Genomic DNA, 23,713 nt, shown 5'->3' on the forward strand with positions numbered 1-23,713 from the left:
AAAAAGCCGCCCCGTCACCGGAGCGGCATCTTGGAACTGGCTCTCGCGCGGACCGGCTGAGCCCACGAAGCGGATAGGCAAAGCCGACCGCGGATCAGCGGCGCTGGCCGCGGGACACGCGTTCGATTTCTTCGCGCACGAGGCGTTCGACCAGTGTTGGCAGGTTGTCGTCAAGCCATTCCTGCAGCATCGGGCGCAGCATGTCGCCGGCCATATCTTCGAGCGAGCGGCGTTCCATGCCGTTGAAGACGGCGGCGAGATCGCTGAAGGACTTTGCTACCTGTGCACCGGCCTCGGCGGAGAGAAGGTTTGCAGCCTCCTCGATCTTGGCGGGCAGGCTCTGGGAAGGCGCGTCCGAAACCGGCTTCATGTCCTGGCGGACGGGAGGCTCGGCCTTCATCTGCGCCTGCGGCGGCGGATCGAAGACCGGCGGGTTGATGCGCTGGGCGGCAGCCGGCTGCTGAGCTGCAGGCTGGGAAACGGGTTGCGGGGCACGCATCGGCGCGGCGGGCTGCACGGCCTGGGGCTCCGGCATGCGCGGCATTTGCGGGCGCAGCGAAACCGGATCGTCCTGACGGGCGGACGAAGCGGCCATAGAAGAAAGCGTCGGCATGGCCGGTTGCGATGGGCGGGCGGGTGCGGCCTCCTGCTGGCGCGACGAGGCGGCGCGGACGCGGGCGGCAACATCGGCAAGCGAAAGCGTGCGCGGTTCCGGTATCGGCTGGTTTGCAGATGCGGGAGCAAAACCGATCGTATCGCGCAACGGCTCGTCACGGAGCGGAAGGCCCTGGCGAAGCGGCATGCCGCGGTCGTTTGCAGCCATGTCCGGCGCAAAACCTACGTCTTCGGATTCGTCGATATCGTCACCGTAACCGGCAGACATGTCAGAAGGCAGCGCATTCTCGGCGGCCGGCTCATTGCTTTCAATGATCCGGCGGATGGACGCCAGAATTTCTTCCATAGAGGGTTCACGCGCTACATTTGGCTGAGCCATTTCTTTCCCCGCTGTTACCGGCACACGACTCGGTTCCTCCGCATGGACCCGACTCGCCGTTACCTTAAGGTCTTGGGGGGGCTGGAAACAATCACAAGTGCCCCAGGCCCATTACCGATACACAGTTTTGTTGGCGATGTGAATCCCGGAAGTCACACCGATCGCATTCGAAGCTTGCCCGGAGCTAAAAGGATACAGGGGATTAAAACGACAAAGGGGCCGAAACGGCCCCTTCCCTTGAATATCCAGCGTTTTGCCGATCGTCAGAAAACGAATTCCTTCGCCTTGCGGAAGCCCGGCAACGGCTTCACCGAGGCATTGAAGAAGGAGCCTTCAGAGATCACGCCCTGCTCGCGAACAAAGACCTTGGCCTGTGCCGCATTGCCGTAACCGACGACGGCGATAAGACGTCCGCCGTCACGCAGCTGCTCGAGAAGAGCGGCCGGCACCTCTTCGACGGCACCGTTGACGAAAATCACGTCATAAGGCGCTTCGCCGGCGTAACCGGCTTCCAGAGTGCCGGAAACCACGGCGACATTGTCGTAGCCGAGCGTCGACAGCGTCTGGCCTGCGGAAAGCACCAGAGCTTCGTCCGATTCCAGCGAAACAACCGAGCCAGCGATCATCGACAGAATGGCGGTGGCATAACCGCTGCCGGTACCGACTTCGAGGACGACGTCTTCCTTGGTGATGGTGCCGAGCTGCAGGAGCTTGGCGAGTGGCGACGCTTCCATCAGGAAGCGGCCGGCGCCGACTTCGATATCGGTATCGATATAGGCAAGAGACTTGGCCTTTTCGGGAACAAATGCTTCGCGCGGTACCGTATAGAAGGCCCGCAGGACCGAATGCGAGGTGACATCGGTGGTGCGCACCTGGTTGTCGACCATCTTCGTTCGCGCTGCTTCGAAATCCATCATGTCCGTCGTCCCAAATCACTCCGGCCATGTGCCGGTTCTTGTCGAACCGTCTTAATCAGGGCGGGGCACGCTTTCAAGACACCGCCCCGCTGCAAGGCAAAAAAGCCGCGGCTTTCCCCGGCTTCAAGCAATCGGATCGATATCAGGCGTAGGCCGGCGGCGCTTCTTCCAGCTTGCGGGCGGTGACATAGTCCCGCTGATAGGAGGAACGCATGCTGTGGCCCTTGTCGAAAGCGGACTGCCCGGCCAGCGTCAACGGAAAAATACCGTCTGCAAAAGTGCCGGTGCCTTCGAAATCGTTGGTCGGCTGGCGTAGTACGGTGATGATCTTGGTGAGCATGTGCGCTTTCCCTCCGTTCTGTCCGTTAATCGAAGAACAGGCCTTTCTGTTCCCGAGACTAGGAGGAGAAAGTTAAAAATTAACCATGTTGCGGCGCACACAAAACCGCGTGGTAAACGCTTGGTGCAGAAGCGCTATTTAATTTGAAGGAAAACGGTTCGGAGGGAGAGTTAGTGGAGGCCTCGCCGAGAATCGAACTCGGGTGCAAGGATTTGCAGTCCTCTGCGTCACCACTCCGCCACGAGGCCATCGCAGTACTCTTTTATCGAGTGGTGGCGGCGCTTTAGAACGAATCTATTCGCCGCGCAAGAGGGGATTTCTGAAAAGCAGTCCTCTCTCATTTCTGAAATGCTGTTTCCCACACGTTCTGCAATCCTCCTTGCCTCCTCACCAATCTCTGGAATCCATCCCCTCACCTGCGGGCGGCGGGCCTGAGCAACATATGACCGAATGCGGCCGGTCTCGAAAAACACGAGAACGATTCCGCATGCCTTGGCAGAAGAAATACCGATGGGTGAAAACCTGACCGGGAGAGACCGGAAGAGACGAAAAGCTGCTCCAAGATTTCGGGTATGACGGCGATGTTCAAGTCGGCCGGATCTACCTGGACACGCAGACTTTGAAGGCGGGGAATTTTTACTGGGCCACACAATACCCGAAAGGCGATGGCGTTCGTGATGTTCTCCGATGGTTATTTGGAAGTTCTACGACTTATGCTGGCGCTTGCTCAGGCACTACGCGCGACTACTACTTGGGCGAGAAGTCGCCGCGGGTTTTATAAATTTCTCTGATTTGAAATTGCAGATTGCGCGGGCCGCTTTGGTCGGACTATCTTCCCGGCAAAGTGAGGGTTTCATAATGACGAAAGCTACAATCGTCGGTAATTGTCAGATCAAAGGCATCAGTCAATGCCTAAAGGCGATGGTTCGCGACTTTGATATCGAAGTCATTAAACCAGCCGACATGAGCACTAGACGTCCGGATGATGCATCGAAGATTTTCTTCATCCAAAACGAATTCGCTCCGCGTTTTCACAAGCTCAACGAGATCCGCGCCGACGTCGATATTGTCTATTTCCCCGGCCTGTATTTCACAGCGTTCCACCCAGACTTCGTCTATGCAAACCATGGCGAGGATAGGCTGATGGGGCCGACTGGAAGCGGCAGTTCCGCGATCGTGATCTATGCCTGGCAGCACGGATTTTCCGTCAAGGAAACCATAAACCTTTTCAACGAATCCGTTTTTCGTGAATTGGGGTATTTCAGCCATTGGGAAGCGTCAGCGGCAAAGGTAATCGATGACGGCCACCGCACCGGCATGGATTTGGCAGAAGAGCTGGAAACCTGGAAGAAGTCTGGATGCTTCTTCCATTGTCCAAACCACCCCAAGGTGGCGCCTCTGGCCGGGATTTCTCGAGGCATTGTGAAGCGTCTCGGGCTAACGCCAAAAGTGAACTACCCCGAAAACCTTGTTGAAGACACCCTTATAAGTAGCGTTGTCTGGCCTCAATACCCTGAAGTGGCAAAGCAATTCGGCTTGCAGGGAGAGTACATTTTCCGCGGCAAGGCCAGAGAGAACGATCCGACCGGGAACGCTCTCGACCTGGAAAGCTATGTATCGTGGTGCTTCAAGATGTGGGCCGACAAGGATCCGGCCAAAATCCAATGCGATCGACTCCTTGACCCGAAAATGGAACGTATCCTGCGTTTTCGAAACACGGCCCCTAAGCCGAAGAGGGCAGCGAACCCGTATTCCAACATCAAGGATCATCAGCGATGGTCAAAGGCAGTCGCCGCTCCCGATCCAAGCGATATCGATCCTGTCGTTGACACAAAATTCAAGATCACTCGCGCCGATAAGGTGGCTACGGCCGGCAGTTGCTTTGCCCAGCATATATCAAGAGCACTGAAGGACGCTGGTTATAACTACTTCGTCGCAGAGCAAGGCGGCGTCTTCTCAGCCCGATATGGAAACATCTATTCGACCCGGCAACTGCTGCAGCTGTTCGACCGATCGGAGGGCGATTTCGAACCTGCCGAAGGCGTCTGGCAGCGCGAAGATGGTCAATTTGTCGACCCCTTCCGTCCGCAGATCGAGCCGCTAGGTTTTGTGGATGAAGCCAGCCTTGAAGCCTCCCGTCGCGAGCATCTTGCCAGCGTAAGCCGCATGTGGCGCGAATGCGACGTTCTGGTGTTTACCCTTGGTCTTACCGAAACATGGATGAGCAAAGTCGATGGCGCGGCTTTCCCCCTTGCTCCCGGCGTCTCGGGCGGCAGATTTGACCCACATCAGCATAGCTTTCACAATCTGACGGTCAGCGAAACGGTTGCCGATCTGCGCGCTTTCATCGCGAGGCTGAGATCCGTGAACCCCGGCGTCCGCATTATTTTGACGGTCTCGCCGGTTCCGCTGATCGCCACCGCAGAAGATAAGCACGTGCTTGTCTCGACGACATACAGCAAGTCAGTTCTTCGCGCCGCTGCCCAGGAGGTTTCGGACGGTGAACCCCTCGTGCAATACTTCCCGTCCTACGAGATCATCACCGGCTCCTACAGTCGCGGCCGATATTTCGACGACGATCTCAGGGCAGTAACCGATGAGGGCGTGTCCCACGTCATGCGGGTATTCATGAAGCACATGTCCGAAACGCCGACCAGCTCGCATCTATCTGGCGAACTCAAATCCGGATCGTTTATCGTGTGTGATGAAGAAGCGATCGAGGCCGCTCAATAGCTGCCGACCTTTTCAATCGCTAGATGGCTCGACTACATGTTCATAGTCACGGCGCCGCCGCTATCCTGGAAGCGCGTGAGTTTGAGCACCGTACCGGCGGACAAGCGTTCTTTCCATTGGAGCTGAATAGTCGTCGCAGCGCCTGCCGTGGTCTGCGGCTGCTCTCACTTGCGGAAAAGTAGGACCGATCTTGTGTTGCTGCGGAGAGCCAGAGAACGGCGGCCGGTTGCATTGGCTTCGGGCTGGAGGCCGTATCGTGGACGTTGCAGCTATCTTCCGCCGACATTCCAGCCGGTGATATCTGTCTCTGTATTGTTGGTGATTGAAACGGCGTTATTCGAGCCGGTCATTTCGACGCGCGGGCAATGGATGGTAACGAAGACTAGTGGACGCGCTTCAAAAGAATTCCGGTTTGTCAGCACGCTGGCTCTGCGCTAGATCGACGCTAGAACATCCATTCCTTCTTAAATGGAGCACAACTCATTTGAAACGTGCTGAACTCATCTTCGCCCTCAGGGATGCTAAAGGGCCTGATCGCAAGCTCGACGTCGAAATCGCCAAACTCGTCCACCAAAACCGCGCGGACTCTGAGGCGCCGATTGTTTGGTCCGACCTGGTCGGATATCCAGAAAAGATACCACGGTTTACTCGATCGATGAAAAGCGCATTCGCGCTAGTATCGCTCGTCTCTCCAAAAAAATCGGGGGGATGTGCTTGGGAACCGGGCGCCGGATCGGCCACAATCGGTGACGGACCAGTGGAGCAGGCGGCGAACCCAGCAATCGCCTTGTGTATCGCAGCCATCCAGTTTCTGAAGTGAAAGACTACGGTCCTCTTTTCACGCGTTTGCCGGTCTTGTAAAAAAGCCCTGCGTTGGAATTATATCGTGTACAATATCAGTTCGCATTTTCGCATCGTTGTCGCATTCGTCATGCGCGAAATCGCAACTCGCTATGGCAAGAACCCCGGCGGTTATATCTGGGCGCTTATCGAGCCAGTCGCATTCATTGCCATCATGTCACAAATCATGGGCGTTTTTGGTAAAGTGCCGCCAGTCGGGGAAAGCTTCGCGCTCTTTTATTCCACAGGCTATCTTGGCTATAACTTTTTCAAAGCTATGGAAGGATACCTCAGCTCTGCAATCAGCTCCAACAGGAACCTTCTGGCCTATCCGGTGGTCGCTCCTGTAGACGCGGTTGTCGCCCGCTTTATTCTACAAGGCGCAACATCCGTGGTTGTCACAGGCGTTATTATAGGCGCCGAGCTTTTGACGGGCCGCTATGAAGTAAGGCTCAATTGGGCGCCGATACTTGAAGCGATTGGCTTGGCCTGGATATTTGCGTTTGGCATAGCATCCCTCAATATTGTACTATTCGACAGCTACCCGCTATATCAAAAGGTATACTCTATCGTAACTCGTCCATTGCTACTTCTTTCCGGGGTTCTATTTTTGCCGAACAGCATGCCCGAGCCGATGAAAGGGTATATTTTAAGTAATCCGATTGCGCATATCATAATATTATTTCGGCGGGGCTTCTACGGTCAAGGCGGGGCGGACGGCCTGAATTTGCAATTCCTGATCATCACCTCGACAGCAACCCTTTTTATGGGACTGGGCTTTTTCACTTTCTGGCGCGGCGCTCGATCTCGCCGCATTTGATGATAGGGCGCGGTGGTATGCGATTATTGATTTGCACCGAGAGCTGACCCGGGATTGCTGGAAATTATCACTGAGAATTAACCCATGTTTCAATCATTCCTCGTGAGGTTTCAGCGGGGGCTCTGGAGTGATCGACATGGCGTTACTGAGCGTAATACGACGCTGGCATTTTCGAGAGCGTCTATAGATCCGGGAGATTCGCCGCACGACCGGTCTGTCACGGAATAGCTATCCGCCAATATCTGCGCTTGGACGGCATGGAGCCGAAGTTCAAGGTCCCGGAGCGGCCGAGCAAGCTTGATCCGTTCGCGGAGCAAGCGCCTCGGACAAGATCATAATCGGGCACAGGAAGACAGTGGAGCGCGCTGAGCATCCTTTGGAGTTGTCGACAAGTAAGGGAACGTCACCGAGCTGTACACGGAAGCTGAGGCGATTTTGAGCCGGGTTCCTCGCTATGGTCTGTCAATCATATGCCAGAAAAACGAGAAGCTTTTTTCCCGTCCGAGTTTGCAAAACCCTGCGCCATCAACATGCGCAAGCCCTTGTGACACAGGCAGTTCAGATGGTCAGAGCCGATGCCGACAAAAGCAGCACGCCTGCGCCGACCACTCCGATCTTCAATATATGCCGGGCGATAGACCCCGCCCCTCGCCTATCGGATACGAGCGAGGTTTCCAGATAGATGCGGTAATAAAAATTCTGGTCGTCGGAGGCTACCAGGTTGTCGAACATATGCGGCAGGATACCCTTATGGGTCCTGATCGAGCCGCCGGAGGTCTTGATCAGCAATTGCTGCCTGTCGGCATCATAGGACGCCGCCCGCAATTGCTTGGTGTTCAGGGAAACCCACTGCATGCCACCCTCCGTTCGCGCCTGCAGCAATTAGCGCATCTGAGAATGCGCCCGTCAAGCTTGGAGCAATCCCGCCATGCGATTGGGCATGCAGGCTTTCATGAAAAATTCATCATAATGAAGGGAACCGAAGCCGATCGAACGAGTTCTCTGCGCCGAAATACCAAGGTGTGAATGATGAGTGAAATGATCGATATCGACGATATCCTGTGGAGTTCCCCCGTCAGAGTTCGGATCGGATATGGGTTTCCCGAAACGATCCGCGGCCCGCGCGAAGCCCTCGAATATCTCAAATGGCGCTGGCCGGTGCGCGAAGGCGCAAATTATATCAACGCATTAACGGATTGCGCGGCTGCGCTGCAGAAAAAGCTCCCGCTTGACCGGGTGCGTGAAAGCTTCGTTCTGGCCAGTATCGAAGCGAAAATGCTGAGCTGACATTGCGGCATCAGAGTTGTCACGATGACGGATCGGGCGACTTACATCTCGGTCCGATCCGCCCGAAACCATTCATTAATCTTTCTTACTAGGGTCTCCGTTAAGAGGTTAACGCTAGAACGGTGAGCAACGGCGATGTTGCCGTTAGTTATCCTTATGAGAAGGATCGCCATGACGGCGATGATCAGTATGAAGCTCACTGTTTCCGACGCCGTTACGGCATGCGCAACCATTGGTTCGCTCACCAGCATTCTCTATGTAGGCCATCTGTTCGCGGCGCTGTTCTAGGCCCGGGCGATCAGAAAGAGCCGACCTATATCGGCCAATAGATATCAGACCGAAAATCTGCCGGAATATCCGTAAGCCCGCCGATCGCCTCGGCCGCGAAACGGATTTGCATTGCCCGGTAGGAAATGTCGCGCGGCACGGGAATGCCCGTCAGCGTTTGGCGATTGTGCCAGGTCTCGTATCCCGTTGCCCTGATCCGGCGTTCCGCCTCGGCCAACACATCGTCCCGACACGGGGTCCCGGTTTCACCGACCGTTTCTTCCAGCGCAGCGGACGAAGAGCGCCCACCCTCGATAACCCTGAATATCATGCGTCTCGTCCCGCCTGTCCGATTCGATCCGGACTGATGGATAGCCTGCGCGATATTCGTTGCCGAAAGGCTAAAGTAGCATCTTCCTAAAGTAGCCGGGCGGCGCAAATGGTGGTAGGATACGAGCTGTTGTCAGGTGGAGGAGCACCGGGCGGCAAACATGCGGTAAGAGGAGACCGGCATGGCGTATCTGGAATTTTTCACAACGCTTAATCCGATCGTACTGGCGATCCTGGCGATCGTTCTGTGCTGCGGCGCCTACGACTATTGGATGCAATCGAAATAACGATTGCCGTAGGCTTTTGATTTTACATCGCATGCCGGTCAGTCACATTTCCGGCAGGTTGTGGGATGCGCCTTTGCGAAAGCGGCTGTTGCTGCTATCCATGCCCTTCCTTTGACATGGCATGGAGATCAGACTTGAGCGCCGGCATCCAGTTCGAAGACACATCGACCTCGCTCAGCGGCAAGCTGCAGGAGCTGATCGGCGGTATCAGCGGACAATATGTGACGTTGCGCGCGCTGATGAACGCAGTCGGCGAACAAGGTCTGCTGATCCTCTGCGCCATCGCCTCCCTGCCCTTCCTGCTGCCGGTCTCGATACCGGGCGTCAGCACCGTCTTCGGGGCGGCCATCATCCTGATCAGCCTGGCGATCGCCGCAAACCGTCTGCCCTGGCTGCCGAAGAAGATTTTGGACCGCGAACTCGATACGAAAAAACTCGTGCCTGCGCTGCAGCGAGGGCTCGGTATCGTTTCCCGCCTGGACCGTCTGCTGAAGCCGCGGCTCATCGCGCTGACCACCGGCCTCTTCGTCAACCGGCTCAACGCTCTGGCGATCACGCTTGCCGGCGTGCTCCTGATGTTTCCCCTCGGCCTCATCCCGTTTTCGAACACGCTGCCGGGGATCGCGATCCTGCTTCTGTCCACCGGCATGATCCAGCGCGACGGGGCGGTGGTGCTCGGTGGCTATCTCTTCAACGTCATCACGATCATCTATTTTAGCGCACTAGCCTATGGCGCCTTCAGCGCCGGCCGCGGCGTCGCTTCCATGCTGGGCTGAGCCAAAGCTCCCCCGGCGAGCCTGCGGGCTATCAGCGGCCGTTGCGCGCCCTGCGGCGCCGAGCCCACCAGCAGGCGAGCTTTCGCCTCTGGCGGCGCACGAAGGGCAGATCCTGCGACAGGACGAGGAAACCGAGCGGCAACATCCAGAAACCGAGAATCGGCAAAAATCCGAGCGTGCCGCAGACAATCAGCGCCAGACCGATGACGATTCGGCCGATGCGCGAGCGGGGCATGGGAATCTGCACGCTGCCGAGCGCCAATTTGCCCGTCTGCGGGTCCATTCCGAATCTTGTCTGCTTCCGAGCCTCAGCCAACGGCAACTGTCTCCTGTGGGAAAGTCATCTATTTCCCGAGGAGATGGGGCTTAAATGGGGATAAAACAAGCAAGTTTCATTTTTTTGAAAAAACCGCTTGGCAAAACCGAAAAGCATTTGTATTACCCGCCCCACACGCCGCCACGGCGGTGTTCCCTGGTAGCTCAGCGGTAGAGCATTCGACTGTTAATCGACAGGTCGCCGGTTCGAATCCGGCCCGGGGAGCCAGTTTCTGAAAGGCCTGTACAGCAATGTGCGGGCCTTTCTTCTTTCCGTATCAAGCGTTTATGACATGGGAATAAAGCGCTCCGCTTGGGCGCGATACTTCCGTTCGCATGTCCTTGGAAAGGCCTGCGCTATCAGTCGCCGATCAGGATACGCCATTGATTGCGTAATTCGCTGTTGCGCTGGGCAGGCGGGAGCTGAATGTCGGACGGGGCGCCAAACGACGCCTCCCCTTGCTAGTTCGGGATGCCGCGCATCAGCGTAACTTGTACGCCTCTGGCTGCTATGTCCGCCCTCAGCACATCAACGTCGGGAGCCGCTGGCCGTTGCGCGAGGACGTGACGCGCGGCCAGGCTTTCCGCCTGGGCGAACACGGCAATCGCAAGCACGGTCACGCCGGCCGGCACGTCTCCCATCAATTGCGGCACGATGGTTCTCGGCGAGATGAGATTTGTGTTCGGGGCTGCGAAATGGCAGCGGCCCTGCCGATTTGTGGCGGGAGAGAGGTCGTAGACGGCGGAAATATCCTCTTCCGTCGTTGCCACCGCAGACCCCTCGGCTTCCGCCATGAGGCCATCACCGCGCGCAATGGCAAAGCCGCCCTCGATCGTCGACAGCGCCCGCGGCGTGTCGATGCGGTGGAGGCGGACGTGGTAACCGCTATCCCAGTAGAGGAAGGTCTCGACGGAAACGTCTGCAAACGGCTTCCAGAGGCCATAGAGCAGGCCATCCTCGGTCACCATCGCCTGTTCATTGTCCTCGCGGACGCGGAAATGCACGCCGTCGTCGCTGAAGCCGATCATGTTGTCGAGCACGGCGTTCTTGAAACGCCATGGATCGTTTTCGATGCTGAAGCCATAGCGGGCGGAATAGGCGAACTTGGCGTATTTTTCCGGTCCGAAACGCACGAACGTATTGCCGGCGCTCGTCTGCTGGCCGCTGGAGAGTGCAATCGTGTCACCGGGTGGGTTGGCGATGACGAAGCCGGCGTGTTTCTGCACGGACAGCTCTTTGCGCGGTGTGCAGGCCTGTTCTTCCGTGGCCCAGAACGGATGGCTCTCCGGCAGCATCAGCGGTAAGAAGGCCTTGAATGCCCAATAAGGCGATTGGGCCGAATTATAGGGTTCCGACATGATGAGGTTCGGGTAACCGTAACCAACCGGCAGGATGTCGTCTCGTGTTGCGAAAGGCTGGCTTGCCCACCAGCGCAGGTTTCGCAGATAAAAACCTTTCTGCTGGCCCCAGGAGATCGTCTCGTCCCCAGCCAGTGCGGTTGCACCAAAGAAGCCTGCAATCGCGAAGCGGTAGGTCATCGAGCGACCGAAGCAGAGCCCGGCGCCATCGTCGGCGAACCAGCGGGTCATGTCCTCGGCGATCAGGCTTGCCCGGTCGCGATATCCTTGTGTCCAGTCGCCACCGTCAAGAGCCGCAAGGACGAGACCGTAGAAATGCAGTGCGAAGGGGACGTAATGGTCGGCGCGGCGAGTGTTGCCATCATGGTACCAGCCGTCGCCGAGATAGAAGGCGTCGAGCTCGCGGATGTAAACTTCGTCTAGGCTGCGGTCATAATCGACACCGACATGGCGTAGGCCCATGCCGACCATCAGGCGGAAGAATTTCCAGTTATTGTCCGCATGCCTTTTGCCATGGCCTGCGATGAGATAGGCGGCGACGTTGCCACGCTCAGTCTCGCTCAGCGGCTCCCAGATTTTTTCCGGCACCAGCCTGAGCGCGAAGCCGATGGCCGCGAGCTCGACGAGCCGCTGGCTGACGTCGAACGTGTCGCCCCAATATTCCGAATGCTGGGGATCGCAGCCATTCGCGAGGCCGCGGGCGATCGGCGCCCAATCGATCCAGTCAGCGCCGCCGACCTGAGCGGGTGCCAAGCCCCAGAGGAGCCGGGAATACCCTTCGAGATCGGCCGAGGCCTGTTCGAAATGCGCGCCTGCCGAGTCGAGCCGGATGCGCGCGCCGCCCTTCGAGCGGTATTTCTCAACCGGCTGAGCCAAGTCCTTCAAGGCCTGCATCACGTCGGCGCGGGTCTTCAGCGGATTGCGAGCCCAGGGGCGGAAAAGGCGGTCGTCGAAAATCGCGTCGGTCATCGGTCAAACTCATGGCTGAAAAGAGAAACGGCGCAGGAGATTGCTCCTGCGCCGCCTGTTTGAAAACCCGTCAGATCTTCAGGATACGTTTGGCGTCAGCCATTAGCTGTTCGCCGGCTTCCTTCGGACTGACCTGACCGAAGGCCACCTTGTCGGCCATCGGGCGGAACGAGCGCTCTTCGAACTCGGAAGCGCCAAGCGGCACCGGCGGCGGATATTTACCGACGCGACCTTCGATCGACTTGATATATTCGACCGTCAGCTTCGAGACGTCGTCCAGCGACGGCTGCACCAGCGCTTGGATGTCGGTATTGACCGGCACGCCGCGCTCGACCTGCAGGGCTTTGCCGGCTTCCGGCTCGTTGATGAAGTAGTCAATGAATTTCGCGGCCAGTTCCGGGTTTTTGGAGGTGCTGGCAATCGCCCAATGCAGGCCTGGACGATAGAACAGGCCGGACGGTGCCGAAGCATTCAGGATCGGCATTGAGCTGATCGCCAGCGGTGTCTTGCTGACGCCCTGGAAGGCGGTGAGCTGGTTGGAGAAGGCGATCGCCATCACCGCGTTGCCCGTTGCCATCGGGTTGGAATCGACCAGCAGTTTGTCCATCGCCTGGACTTCTGCGCTGCTGCAGCCGCCAGCCTTGGCGAGGTCGTTCCAGTAGGTGTACCAGGCGGTCGCGTCATCAGCCGTAAAGCCTGCAGCGCCTTCCGGCGTATAGAGCAGCTTGCCGCGCTGGGTCAGCCAGGACTGGAAGGCATAGAGATAACGGGAGCAATTGCCGGTCGCCCAGACGTTCTTTTTGCCGATCGACTTGGTCAGTTCGACGCTGATCTTGGCAAAGTCATCCCAGGTGGTCGTGGCGGACGGCGGCGGAAGGCCGGCCTTCTTGAAGGCTTCCGTGTCGTAGAACAGCGCGAAAGCGTTGAGCGACAGCGGCATGCCGGTGACCTTGCCGTCCACCGTGCCGAGATCGAGCACGCCGGGCGCGAGTTTGCTCGTGCGGATCGACTTGTTGAGATAGTCGTTGAGCGGCAGGGCAGCACCTCGACGCGCGAAATCGGCAAAACGGCCGGGCTCGAGCTGATAGATGTCAGGCGCATTGCCGCCGGCCATCATAGTCGTCAGCTTTGTCCAGTAGTCGTTGCCGCCCACTTCGCCATTGATCTTGACGCCCGCATTGGCCGCCTCGAACAGCTTTGCGACGCCGAGCGTGCGCTCAGCGCGGTTCGGCGTGCCCCACCAGTAGAGGCGCATGGTCTTTTCCTGCGCCATTGCCTGGAAAGCCGGCATCGAGCCAACGGCTGCGCCGGCGCCGAGCATGGCGCTGTTGGTCAGGAATTTCCGTCTGTTGAGCATTGTCTCCTCCTCATCTGCTCGTCATTGTAATTCGCTTGGGCAATTCGTTTGGTCTCAGCCACCGATCCGCCGCTCGTCTTCCCCGAAGAGATGACATCTTTCGGCGGGAATGCTCACGGAGAGCTTGTCTCCGGCCGCGATGCTGCGCTGGCCGTCGAGGGCTACCGTCAGGGTTTGTCTGTCGTCGAGATTGCCATAGGCGATCGTCTGGCCGCCGAGGCGTTCCACATGCATAACCGTGAACGTACCGAGCGAAACGCCATCGGGCGAAACGCCGCCAGCGCCTTCAGCGACAATATGTTCAGGCCGCACGCCGAGCGTCAGCGGGGCGCCCTGCCCGACTGGCACCGGCTGTGGCAGGGTCAGCTGCTTGCCGGCAAGGTTCAGGACGACGCTATCGTCTTGCGATGCGGCGACGGCGACCGACAGGAAATTCATCTTCGGCGAGCCGATGAAGCCCGCGACGAAACGATTGACCGGCTTATTGTAGATATCGAGCGGCGAACCGTGCTGCTCGATGACGCCGGCGCGCAGCACGACGATGCGGTCGGCGAGCGTCATCGCCTCCACCTGATCGTGCGTGACATAGATCATCGTCGCGCCGATATCGGCATGCAGCTTGGCGATCTCGACGCGGGTCTGGACACGCAGTTCCGCATCGAGGTTCGACAGCGGCTCGTCGAACAGGAAGATTTTCGGATCGCGGACAATGGCGCGGCCGATCGCGACGCGCTGGCGCTGGCCGCCGGAAAGCTGTTTCGGCTTGCGGTCGAGAAGATGGGTGATCTGCAGGATATCGGCGGCCTTGCGGACGCGGGTGTCGATCTCCGGCTTCGGCATCTTGGCCGTTTCCAGACCGAAGGACATGTTCTTGTAGACGTTCATATGCGGGTAGAGCGCATAGGACTGGAAGACCATGGCGACGCCGCGCCGTGCGGCAGCGACCTCGTTCATGCGCGCGCCGCCGACGGCAAGATCGCCGCTGGTAATCGGCTCCAGGCCGGCGATCATCCGCAGCAGCGTCGATTTTCCGCAGCCCGACGGGCCGACGAAAACGACGAACTCGCCCGCGGCGATATCGAGATCGACGCCGCGGATCACGTCCACCGCGCCGAAGCTCTTGGTCACCTTTTTCAAAGCCAGTGATGTCACGTCTTTATGTCCTTCGAAATCTCTTGTTCCCTCGACATCTCTGGGCCGTCAGCGCTTCATGCCGGTCGTCGCGATGCCCTCGATGAGCAGCCGCTGGAACAGGACGAAGAGGATGAAGACGGGCAGAACGGTCAGCGTCGACATGGCGAAAAGCGCGCTCCAGTCCGACTGGGCGGTGGCGTCCACAAAGGTCCTAAGACCAAGCTGCGCCGTGTATTTCTCGATGTCGTTCAGATAGATGAGCGGGGCGAAGAAATCGTCCCAAGTCCAGATGAAGGAAAAGACCGCGGCCGTCGCCAGAACCGGGGTCGAGAGCGGCAGGATGACCTTGAGAAAAATCCTCAAGGGTCCGCAGCCATCCATGACCGCCGCCTCGTCCAGCTCGCGCGGAATGCCACGGAAGAACTGCACCATCAGGAATACGAAGAACGCGTCGATGGCGAGGAATTTCGGCACGACGAGCGGCATGATCGTGTTGACCCAGCCGAGCTTCAGGAACAGCACATATTGCGGGATCAGCACCGCATGCTGCGGCATCATCAGCGTGCCGAGCATCAGCGCGAACCAGAAGCCCCTGCCCCTGAAGCGCAACCGCGTGAAGGCATAGGCCGCCATCGAGCAGGAGATCAGGTTGCCGATCACCACCAGGATGCAGACGACCAGCGAATTGAAGAACATCTGGCCGAAACCGACGCTCAGGCCGTTCCAACCACGGCGATAGGCATCGGCGGAAAAGGCGTGCGGCAGGAGCGAGGTCGAGGTGAAGATTTCGTCATCCGGCTTGAACGAACTGGCGATCATCCAGAGCAGCGGATAGAGCATCACGAAGCTGACGGCGACGAGCGCCGCATAGATGAAGGCGCGGGCCAGCGGCGAGCGCTCCGAGACTTCCTTTTCGCTCCGTGCGATTGCAGCGGTCATGGTCGCTTCAGTCATCGTAATGCACCCAGTATCTTGCCGACAGGAAGGACATCGCGGTGAAGAAGGCGATGATCACCACCAGCACCCAGGCCAGCGCCGAGGCGTAACCGAAGCGGAAATTGGTGAAGGCTTCCTGGTAGAGGTAGAGCGTATAGAACAGCGTGGAATCGATCGGCCCGCCGGTTCCGTCGCTGATGATGAAGGCCGAGGTGAAGGCCTTGAACGCATCGATGGTGATGATGACCGCGTTGAAGAAGATGACGGGCGTCAGAAGCGGCAGCGTGATCTTGAAAAACTGCCGTGCAGGGCTCGCGCCATCGAGGCTGGCCGCCTCATACATGTCCTTGGGGATTTGCCGGAGGCCGGCAAGGAAGATGATCATCGACGAACCGAACTGCCACACCGCAAGCAGGACCAGCGTGTAGATCGAGGTCGAGGGATTGGAAATCCAGCTCGGTCCTTCGTAACCGAACAGCATGTTGAGCGCCTGATTGAGCAGGCCATCGCCGCTGAAAACCTGCCGCCAGAGCACGGCGATCGCCACGCTGCCACCGACGAGTGACGGGAGATAGAAGATCGCCCGAAACAGCGACAGGCCTTTGAGCCCCTTGTTCAGCGCGACCGCGACGCCGAGCGCGAAGAGCAGCTTCAACGGTACCGACAGGAGGACGAAGGTGAAGGTGACATTCATCGCCGTCCAGAAACGGTCGTCATCGGTGGCGATGCGCAGATAGTTTTCGGCACCCACCCAATGCGGCGCGTTGAGGCCGGAATAATCCGTCAGCGACAGATAAAAGGACGCGACCGCAGGGCCGAGCGTCAGCACGAAAAAGCCGATCAGCCACGGCGCCAGGAAGCCGTAACCGGCCAGCTGGTCCTGGAGGCGCGCAAAACGCCCCACGTCGGGGCTGGTATCGCCCATGCTCGCCATTCGCCAAAATCCCCTGCAATCCGGAAAAGGCCGGAAGCGCGCAGCAAAGCCGCGGCTGAAACCGGTCATCTCCTCCAATAATCATCAACGTAAATTGCGAAAAAACTAACGTCAATAGAAATTTTCTCCATTGACGAAAACTCAACGAAAATGCGAAAACATCGCGAAACTTCAATGAGGCGATCCATGTTGGCCGAAGCGAACAACTATTTCAAAACCGTGCAGTCGGGCTCCGCAGCCACATCGACGCGCCATCAGCAGGCGCTGGAACGTTGCCTGGACCGCCTGCGCACGACCATGCCGGTGATCGGGTTACGTAATCCAAAGATCGGACTGGCGGACAATACCTGGTCCTATTGCGGGCCTTATGACTGGGTGGTGAGCTTTCTGGCTGGTCAATACTGGCTGGGGCTTTCGCTGACCGGCGATCCGGTTTTCCTGAATGCAGCACGGGCCCGGCGGGCGATCTTTCGCGGCATTCTGCGCAATCGCGATGCGCAGGACCACGATCTGGGCTTTCAGTATTCGCTCGCCTGCATCAGCGACTATCTACTGACCGGCGACCGCGAACCGCGCGACATGGCGCTGGAGGCGGCCAATGTGCTGATGAACCGCTACCGTCCGGAGGGTCGTTATATCCAGGCCTGGAACCCGCGATCGGTCCACGGTGCTTTCCGCCCGGATTTTTCCAACGGAAGGGTGATCGCCGATACGATGCAGAACCTCGCCCTGCTCTATTGGGCCTATGACGAGACCTGCCGCACCGACTTCAAGGAAGCGGCGGACGGACATGCGGAAACCACGATGGCGCATCTGGTGCGCCCGGATGCCACGAGTTTCCATACATTCGCATTCGATCCGGTCAGCGGCAAACCGCTGCGCGGCCAGACGCATCAGGGTTATGCGGACGATTCCTGCTGGTCGCGCGGCCAGGCCTGGATGATCCATGGCTTTGCGCAATGTGCGCTGAAGACCGGCAACCAGGCCTATGCCGACGTGGCGCGTCGTCTTGCTGCGAAAGCACAGGAATTGATGGGCGACGACAGCGTTCCGGTGTGGGACTACTCGGTTCCGGAACCGAAGACGGATTATCGCGACAGTTCGGCTGCGGCGATCATGGCGGCCGGTCTCTTCATTCTCGCGGATGTCTGCGACGAGGACGAAGCGGCCCGTTGGCGGGAATTCGGCAACCGGCTGCTCGGCGGCCTGCTCGATAGCTGCGACCTGACGACCGATCCGAATGCCTTGGGCCTCCTGGCGCACGGGGCGGCGCATGTGACCTCCGGTTTTGCCGACAACATGCTTCCCTATGGCGACTACTATTTCATGGAGGCGCTGATGCGCTCCCTTGGGCACAGGCAGTTCTTCTGGTAGAGGCTGGGCAGGTTTTGACGCGATTGAAGGATTGATCTTGCGAACGAAAGGCCGGGACATTGTCGATGGATGACGGTTCGGAAGATGCCGGCGCGCCGAAGCTGAAGCATATCGCGGATGCCGCCGGCGTTTCGATCGCCTCGGTCTCCAAGGTGCTGAACAATCGCGGCGGCGTCGGTTACGAAAGCCGCCAGCGCATTCTTGATGCCGCCGAACGGTTCGGCTATCAGGGGCGCGCGGCCCGCACATTGCAACGCGCCGGCGTCACCAATACCGCCTTCGTCATCCCGGCCGAATATTACTCCCGCTCGCAGTTCTACGAGGAAGTCATCCGCGGCGCGCTGGACGAGGCCGTTGCCAATTCGTTGAAGATCGACGTACGGCTTGTGCCGCTCAATCCCAAACTGCTCGCACCGGAAATCGACGGTATCATCAAGGATATGCAGCCCGGCGCGCTGATCATGCTGGGCGTCGATAACCCCGTCATCATCGACCGACTGGCCGAGAGCGGACTGCCGACCGTCATCATCAACGGGATGGACCGCAGCATGCGGCTTTCCTGCGTGCTGCCGGACAACTGGTCGGCCGGCTGGCTCGCCACACGCACCTTGTTGCAGGCCGGTCACCGCGAGATCGTGCATGTTTCGCTGGCGCATCGCCTTTCGATGCAGCGGCGCCTCGAAGGGTTCCGCATCGCGCTGGAGGAGGCCGGGATCGAGTTCGTTCCAGAACGTCATGTCTTCGATCTGGAAGGCCTGGGTTTCGGCGAGGCGGACACGCAAAATGCCATCCGCGCCGCACTGAAGGCCGGACGTTTCAAGGATGCGACCGCCTTCTTCTGCGGCACCGACCTTGTTGCCGTCGGCGTCATGCAGGCGCTGTCCGACGAAAACCTTTCGGTGCCGGACGATTATTCGATCATCGGGCTCGACGATATCGCCATTGCCCGCCACAGCCGGCCGCCGCTCAACACGATCCGTATCGACCGCGCCGAACTCGGCCGGGCCGGCGTGCAGTTGCTGATGGAGCGGATTTCCGATCCGGAGGCCAATGTGCGCCGTGTCAATCTCGGCGTAAAACTGATCGAGCGGGCGTCGATCGGCGCTCCACGCAAAGGCTGATCAGAGGCGATCCGCCCAGTCCCTTACCGTCTTCGCCATCGTCGCGAGATGATCGGCGGCTGAAAAGCCGGAGATTTTCTTGCGCGGCTTTAGGTCGTGGTCGCCATCTTCCAGCCAAAGAAGCTTTATCCGGTCGGAAAGATCGTAACCCGGCACTTCGTCCTTGGTGCCGAACTCGTCGCGTGTTCCCTGGCAGATCAAGGTCGGCGTCTTCAGGTCCTTAAGATGCGCGGTTCGGAGCTGTTCCGGCTTGGCCGGCGGATGGAACGGGTAACCGAGGCAGAGCAAGCCGGCGATCAGGCCCTGCTCATAGACCTCGTCGGCGATCATGCTCGCCACACGCCCGCCCATCGACTTGCCGCCGATGATGAGCGGGCCTTTGATGCCGAGATCGGCGATTGCAGAAAGGTACTCCGGCTTGACGAGCTCCGCCTTCGGCGGCGGCTTGCGCTGGTCGGATGTGCGGCGGGCGGCCATATAGCCGAACTCGAACCGGGCGACGCGGAATCCTTGATCTGCCAAGGCTTTAGATGCCGCGGTCATGGATGCGGAATCCATCGGAGCGCCGGCTCCGTGCGCTAGCAGAATCGTCGTGCCGGCATCATCCGGTCCTTCGATCAAAAAGCGTTCGGACATGATTTTCTGCCTCTCCCGGTGCCCACAGGGCAATCGTATATAAGTTTTCGGCGGTGCCACACCCTCCCTTCTTCCCCTTTGCGGGGAAGATGTCAGCGGCGCTGACAGATGGGGGTGGAGCCACGAACCCGACGTTAGAGTTTGCTGAACCACCCCATCTGTCGCCGCTGGCGACATCGTCCCCGCAAGGGGGAAGACTGGAGGTCGCGGCATCCCTCGTATTCCAGATTTGATGACCTGCATCTGCCCATTTCCATATCAGACCTCCCATTAGGACCAAAGTCCGACAGACCTTTTTTGGCGGAACGAAACTTTCCGCACTCACGTTCTTCGGCCACTTCAACCCAAGAGGAGACTGGCTATGAAGAAGATTATCCTTATGACCGCAGCACTCGGTCTTGCCGCTACCGGCGCACTTGCTCAGCAGAGCACCGTCAACGGCGCCGTCGGTGGCGCAGTCACCGGCGCGATTGTCGGCGGCCCGATCGGCGCAGCCGTCGGCGGCGTTGTCGGTGCCGCAGCCGGCACCGTCATCGATCCGCCGCCGGAGCGCGTCGTCACCTATGTCCAGCAGCAGCCGATGCAGCAGTCGGTCGTGGTCAAGGAGCGCGTCGTGGTCGGTCAGCCGATCCCGCAGCAGGTCGTCCTGACCCCAGTTCCGGAAGCCCCGAACTACTCCTATGCAGTCGTCAATCAGCAGCGTGTCATCGTCGATCCGCGCACCCACACCGTCGTGCAGGTCGTCAACTAAGCAGCGTCATTTCAAAGCCGTCGCACTGTCTGGTGCGGCGGCTTTTTAATACCTGAAAAAATCTGCGCATTTTTTTGAAAACGCACGGAACCGATCCCGGCTCCGTGCGTTTTTGTCTGTTGGCATCAGGGAGGAGACTGAACATGCCTCAGGCAAGCTGGCAGAAACCGGTACGCGTTGCATTCGGCCATCTCGGCACGGAAACCATCAATGGACCTTTCGAGGCTCTGGCCTTGTTGACGGATCGCTGGCCCGACCTGCGCGGACCGCATTTCGTCAAGGCAAGAAGCGTGTGCCGCGCAGCGGTGGATGGGCGGCGTTCCCCGGAGGAGGCACGCCAGCACTTCGAGCAGGCGGTAAGCGAAGCGCAATTGCATCTGAATTGAACAAAGCCGGCCATAGACCGGCTTTTTTGCTTCAGAGAAATCGGTTCAAAGACCGAGAATATCGCCCAGCAACCGGATGGTAGAGCCGGACAGGGCGATCGGCGCGAAGAGAACGGAGAAACAGACGCACGGTCCGGTATCACCCGCGACCGGGCGGTGATCGAGCGTTTCATCGGCAACCGACACGTCGCCTTCGCCGAAATTGCCACGATGGTCGTGAAACTCCCCTCCAAGAACCAGGGTCAATTCCAGTCCATGATGGCCGTGATGCGGCAGGGCTCTGCCGGGTCTCGCCCAGAGCAGGCTGGTTTCGACGTCCGGGGACTTTTCGATCACATGCTGGCGAAGGCCCGGCAGTTTCGGTTTCCACGGGATATCGAGAAGATCCCTGCCGGCATAACCGCGCAGAGATCGCGGCAACTGTCCGTCCCGGGATATGAGCGAAGGCTTTTCTTCCGCCGGAGCAGTAGACGAAAATATCCTCTGCAGCAGCGCATCGCGCGATGCGAGCTTCAAGGGCTGGTTGTCGTTCAGAGCCTGACCTGCAAGATGTTCCAAGGTCCGCGCGAAACGCACCGCAGGCTTGCGCATTTCAAGATGCGATCCGATCAAAACATGGGCGGGCTCCGGAAGCGCTCCGGAGACATATTGCGCAATCAGAAGATCAAGCCGTTCAAGATTAAGTCGCATATCCGATGGCCAATCCCGTGCTTCAGATCCACGTTCTGCACGATGAATCCAGAAGTGACACGGCTAGGTATTCTGCTTCAACCACAATTGATATACGTACGGCAGGCCTTTTGGATTACCGCTTTCCAAAACAATAATGACTATTTTTGCAACGGCGGACCGTCCCATTTTGGCACAGACCATATTTATCAGGCCGCGTTGGAAGAGGCCGGCGCCGCCGCTCGTTGCCGGAAGATGGATTTTGCAGATGCCAGCGTCTTCCAGAAACAGAATTTCTTGCCGTCCGGTGCTTGTCCGCCGAAAAGTCCGAGCTTAAATCAGCGAAGAACAAGAAGGCTTCCCCGATGACCTCCCATTCCTCCGTCCTCGACGTAATCGGCGATACGCCGCTTATCCGACTGAAGGGCGCTTCCGAAGCGACCGGCTGCGAAATCCTCGGCAAGGCCGAATTCCTCAATCCCGGACAGTCGGTCAAGGACCGTGCCGCGCTCTTCATCATCCGCGATGCCGAAAAGAAGGGCCTGCTCCGCCCGGGCGGCGTGATCGTCGAAGGCACGGCCGGCAATACCGGCATCGGCCTGACGCTGGTGGCCAAGGCGCTCGGCTACCGCACCGTCATCGTCATTCCGGAAACCCAGAGCCAGGAAAAGAAGGATGCGCTGAAACTGCTCGGCGCCGAACTGGTCGAGGTTCCGGCGGTTCCCTACAAGAACCCCAACAACTATGTAAAGATTTCGGGACGCCTCGCCGAGGAACTGGCGAAGACCGAGCCTGCGGGCGCCATCTGGGCGAACCAGTTTGACAACGTCGCCAACCGCGAAGCACATATAGAGACTACGGCTCCGGAAATCTGGGAACAGACCGGCGGCAAGGTTGACGGTTTCATCTGCGCCGTCGGCTCGGGCGGCACGCTTGCCGGCGTCGCGATGGGGCTGAAGGCCAGGAACGCCGCGATCAAGATCGGCATTGCCGATCCGGAAGGTGCGGCGCTCTACGACTACTACGCCCATGGCGAATTCAAGTCGGACGGCAATTCGATCACCGAAGGCATCGGTCAGGGCCGCATCACCGCCAATCTCGAAGGCTTTACGCCGGATTTCGCCTACAAGATCCCGGATGCGGAAGCCCTGCCCTACATTTTCGATCTCGTTGAACATGAGGGCCTGTGCCTCGGCGGCTCGACCGGCATCAACATTGCCGGTGCTGTCCGCCTCGCCAAGGATCTCGGCCCCGGCCACACGGTCGTGACGATACTCTGCGACTACGGCAACCGCTACCAGTCGAAGCTCTTCAACCCGGACTTCCTGAAGTCGAAGGGCTTGCCGGTGCCAGGTTGGCTGACGCAGAAACGCAATATCGAAATCCCTTTCCAGACTCCGTGACTGGCCAGACAGCATAATTGCAGAAAACAGAGTGATCCATGCCCGTTGAAGCCCTCTACCGCGACGACTTCTATCTTTCGACAGCCGAAGCGGTGGTGACGGCCGTCCATGAGGACGGTGGCATCGAGCTGGATCGCACCTGCTTTTACGCGACGTCCGGTGGCCAACCGGGCGATACCGGTTTTCTCGAGCGGGCCGACGGGTCAAAGATCGCGCTCGGCCAAACCAAGCACGGCGCCACCAAGGATATTGTCATCCACGTGCCGCTCGAGGACCAGGCACAACCGAGCGTCGGCGAGAAGCTGGTCATGCATATCGACTGGGCACGCCGCTACAAGCTGATGCGCATGCACACCGCCTGCCATCTGCTGTCCGTCGTCTGCCAGTACCCGATCACCGGTGCTGCCGTCGGCGAGGACGAATCGCGCGTCGATTTCGACATGACCGACACGATCGACAAGGATGACGTGACGGCGAAGCTGATGGAACTGGTGAACCAGAACCATCCGGTCTATCTCCAATGGATTACCGACGAAGAACTTGCCGCCAATCCCGGCATCGTCAAGTCGAAAAACGTGCGTCCGCCTGTGGGGCTCGGCCGGGTAAGCCTCGTCTGCATAGGCGAAAACTCCAGCGTTGACAGCCAGCCCTGCGGCGGCACACATGTCTCGGAAACGCAGGAGGTCGGTGCGATTCACATCGCCAAGATCGAGAAGAAGGGCAAGGAAAACCGCCGGTTCCGGATCAAGTTCGGCGAACCCGTGGCGGAAGCCTGATA

24 protein-coding genes, 2 tRNA genes and 1 pseudogene are annotated in these 23,713 nt (G+C 58.9%); 13 read left to right on the forward strand and 14 right to left on the reverse strand.

The genetic code is table 11. From position 1 onward, the window contains the following. Positions 1-94 precede the first annotated feature (94 nt). The 4 genes from KX729_RS01860 to KX729_RS01875 all read right to left on the reverse strand — a co-directional run bounded on the left by KX729_RS01860 (position 95) and on the right by KX729_RS01875 (position 2,499). A complete protein-coding gene (locus KX729_RS01860; protein ID WP_219740736.1) occupies positions 95-994 on the reverse strand; it encodes a PopZ family protein in 900 nt (299 codons plus the stop codon). A 263-nt stretch (positions 995-1,257) separates the two neighbouring features. Beyond that, positions 1,258-1,911, reverse strand: a complete 654-nt coding sequence (locus tag KX729_RS01865; RefSeq protein ID WP_219740737.1) for a protein-L-isoaspartate O-methyltransferase family protein — start codon at positions 1,909-1,911, stop codon at positions 1,258-1,260. Positions 1,912-2,053: 142 nt separating this feature from the next. Then, on the reverse strand, positions 2,054-2,251 hold the full coding sequence (locus KX729_RS01870; protein ID WP_219740738.1) for a hypothetical protein: 198 nt from the start codon (positions 2,249-2,251) through the stop codon (positions 2,054-2,056). A 174-nt stretch (positions 2,252-2,425) separates the two neighbouring features. Continuing rightward, positions 2,426-2,499: transfer RNA gene (locus KX729_RS01875), tRNA-Cys, on the reverse strand. 610 nt (positions 2,500-3,109) lie between these two features. Here KX729_RS01875 and KX729_RS01880 point away from each other — a divergent pair. The 4 genes and pseudogenes from KX729_RS01880 to KX729_RS01895 all read left to right on the forward strand — a co-directional run. Then, positions 3,110-4,984, forward strand: coding sequence for a GSCFA domain-containing protein (locus KX729_RS01880; RefSeq protein WP_219740739.1), 1,875 nt, complete (start codon positions 3,110-3,112; stop codon positions 4,982-4,984). A gap of 484 nt (positions 4,985-5,468) precedes the next feature. Next, complete coding sequence (locus KX729_RS01885) at positions 5,469-5,804, forward strand: hypothetical protein (protein WP_219740740.1); 336 nt, start codon at positions 5,469-5,471, stop codon at positions 5,802-5,804. Positions 5,805-5,870: 66 nt separating this feature from the next. Then, positions 5,871-6,644 carry an ABC transporter permease gene (locus KX729_RS01890; protein WP_219740741.1) on the forward strand — a complete coding sequence of 258 codons (774 nt, stop codon included), beginning with the start codon at positions 5,871-5,873 and terminating at the stop codon, positions 6,642-6,644. Between the two features lie 187 nt (positions 6,645-6,831). Next, positions 6,832-6,961, forward strand: a pseudogene (locus KX729_RS01895) (IS21 family transposase); the annotation flags it as partial. Between the two features lie 241 nt (positions 6,962-7,202). Here KX729_RS01895 and KX729_RS01900 read toward each other — a convergent pair. Continuing rightward, a complete protein-coding gene (locus tag KX729_RS01900; protein ID WP_219740742.1) occupies positions 7,203-7,499 on the reverse strand; it encodes a KTSC domain-containing protein in 297 nt (98 codons plus the stop codon). 183 nt (positions 7,500-7,682) lie between these two features. On the opposite strand from KX729_RS01900, the gene KX729_RS01905 reads away from it, so the two are divergent. Further along, entirely contained in the window at positions 7,683-7,931 is a 249-nt protein-coding gene (locus KX729_RS01905; protein WP_219740743.1) for a DUF982 domain-containing protein, read from the forward strand. 313 nt (positions 7,932-8,244) lie between these two features. On the opposite strand, the gene KX729_RS01910 is transcribed toward KX729_RS01905, so the two are convergent. Then, complete coding sequence (locus KX729_RS01910; RefSeq protein WP_219740744.1) at positions 8,245-8,529, reverse strand: hypothetical protein; 285 nt, start codon at positions 8,527-8,529, stop codon at positions 8,245-8,247. 420 nt (positions 8,530-8,949) lie between these two features. Here KX729_RS01910 and KX729_RS01915 point away from each other — a divergent pair, with 420 nt between their 5' ends. Continuing rightward, on the forward strand, positions 8,950-9,591 hold the full coding sequence (locus tag KX729_RS01915) for an exopolysaccharide biosynthesis protein (protein ID WP_246617348.1): 642 nt from the start codon (positions 8,950-8,952) through the stop codon (positions 9,589-9,591). A gap of 31 nt (positions 9,592-9,622) precedes the next feature. Here the strand turns inward: KX729_RS01915 and KX729_RS01920 are convergent, their stop codons facing one another. After that, positions 9,623-9,874 (reverse strand): hypothetical protein, encoded by a 252-nt coding sequence (locus KX729_RS01920; RefSeq protein WP_246617349.1) that lies wholly within the window; start codon positions 9,872-9,874, stop codon positions 9,623-9,625. 186 nt (positions 9,875-10,060) lie between these two features. On the opposite strand from KX729_RS01920, the gene KX729_RS01925 reads away from it, so the two are divergent. Then, a tRNA-Asn gene (locus tag KX729_RS01925) sits at positions 10,061-10,135 on the forward strand. A 233-nt stretch (positions 10,136-10,368) separates the two neighbouring features. Here the strand turns inward: KX729_RS01925 and KX729_RS01930 are convergent. The 5 genes from KX729_RS01930 to KX729_RS01950 all read right to left on the reverse strand — a co-directional run bounded on the left by KX729_RS01930 (position 10,369) and on the right by KX729_RS01950 (position 16,586). Beyond that, on the reverse strand, positions 10,369-12,234 hold the full coding sequence (locus KX729_RS01930) for a DUF2264 domain-containing protein (protein WP_219740747.1): 1,866 nt from the start codon (positions 12,232-12,234) through the stop codon (positions 10,369-10,371). A gap of 70 nt (positions 12,235-12,304) precedes the next feature. Further along, positions 12,305-13,591 (reverse strand): ABC transporter substrate-binding protein, encoded by a 1,287-nt coding sequence (locus KX729_RS01935; RefSeq protein WP_219741196.1) that lies wholly within the window; start codon positions 13,589-13,591, stop codon positions 12,305-12,307. Positions 13,592-13,645: 54 nt separating this feature from the next. Then, positions 13,646-14,743, reverse strand: a complete 1,098-nt coding sequence (locus KX729_RS01940) for an ABC transporter ATP-binding protein (protein WP_219740748.1) — start codon at positions 14,741-14,743, stop codon at positions 13,646-13,648. Positions 14,744-14,791: 48 nt separating this feature from the next. Continuing rightward, a complete protein-coding gene (locus KX729_RS01945) occupies positions 14,792-15,679 on the reverse strand; it encodes a carbohydrate ABC transporter permease (protein ID WP_219740749.1) in 888 nt (295 codons plus the stop codon). After that, on the reverse strand, positions 15,672-16,586 hold the full coding sequence (locus KX729_RS01950; protein ID WP_376775912.1) for a carbohydrate ABC transporter permease: 915 nt from the start codon (positions 16,584-16,586) through the stop codon (positions 15,672-15,674). Before KX729_RS01950 ends, KX729_RS01945 begins: the two co-directional genes overlap by 8 nt. A 195-nt stretch (positions 16,587-16,781) precedes the next feature. Between KX729_RS01950 and KX729_RS01955 the strand changes: the two genes are divergently transcribed. Beyond that, entirely contained in the window at positions 16,782-17,969 is a 1,188-nt protein-coding gene (locus KX729_RS01955) for a glycoside hydrolase family 88 protein (RefSeq protein ID WP_219740751.1), read from the forward strand. Between the two features lie 65 nt (positions 17,970-18,034). Then, positions 18,035-19,090, forward strand: coding sequence for a LacI family DNA-binding transcriptional regulator (locus KX729_RS01960; protein WP_219740752.1), 1,056 nt, complete (start codon positions 18,035-18,037; stop codon positions 19,088-19,090). Here the strand turns inward: KX729_RS01960 and KX729_RS01965 are convergent, their stop codons facing one another. Beyond that, positions 19,091-19,726, reverse strand: coding sequence for an alpha/beta hydrolase family protein (locus KX729_RS01965; protein ID WP_219740753.1), 636 nt, complete (start codon positions 19,724-19,726; stop codon positions 19,091-19,093). 361 nt (positions 19,727-20,087) lie between these two features. Here KX729_RS01965 and KX729_RS01970 point away from each other — a divergent pair, with 361 nt between their 5' ends. Both KX729_RS01970 and KX729_RS01975 read left to right on the forward strand, forming a co-directional pair. Further along, entirely contained in the window at positions 20,088-20,477 is a 390-nt protein-coding gene (locus KX729_RS01970; protein WP_219740754.1) for a DUF1236 domain-containing protein, read from the forward strand. A 143-nt stretch (positions 20,478-20,620) separates the two neighbouring features. Next, positions 20,621-20,863, forward strand: a complete 243-nt coding sequence (locus tag KX729_RS01975) for a DUF982 domain-containing protein (protein WP_219740755.1) — start codon at positions 20,621-20,623, stop codon at positions 20,861-20,863. Between the two features lie 45 nt (positions 20,864-20,908). On the opposite strand, the gene KX729_RS01980 is transcribed toward KX729_RS01975, so the two are convergent. Further along, positions 20,909-21,553 carry a ChrR family anti-sigma-E factor gene (locus KX729_RS01980; RefSeq protein WP_219740756.1) on the reverse strand — a complete coding sequence of 215 codons (645 nt, stop codon included), beginning with the start codon at positions 21,551-21,553 and terminating at the stop codon, positions 20,909-20,911. 344 nt (positions 21,554-21,897) lie between these two features. Between KX729_RS01980 and KX729_RS01985 the strand changes: the two genes are divergently transcribed. Then, on the forward strand, positions 21,898-22,935 hold the full coding sequence (locus KX729_RS01985) for a cysteine synthase A (RefSeq protein WP_219740757.1): 1,038 nt from the start codon (positions 21,898-21,900) through the stop codon (positions 22,933-22,935). Positions 22,936-22,973: 38 nt separating this feature from the next. Beyond that, complete coding sequence (locus KX729_RS01990) at positions 22,974-23,711, forward strand: alanyl-tRNA editing protein (RefSeq protein ID WP_219740758.1); 738 nt, start codon at positions 22,974-22,976, stop codon at positions 23,709-23,711. Positions 23,712-23,713: the final 2 nt, after the last annotated feature.

The organism is Neorhizobium populisoli (assembly GCF_019430945.1).
Lineage (GTDB): Bacteria > Pseudomonadota > Alphaproteobacteria > Rhizobiales > Rhizobiaceae > Neorhizobium > Neorhizobium populisoli.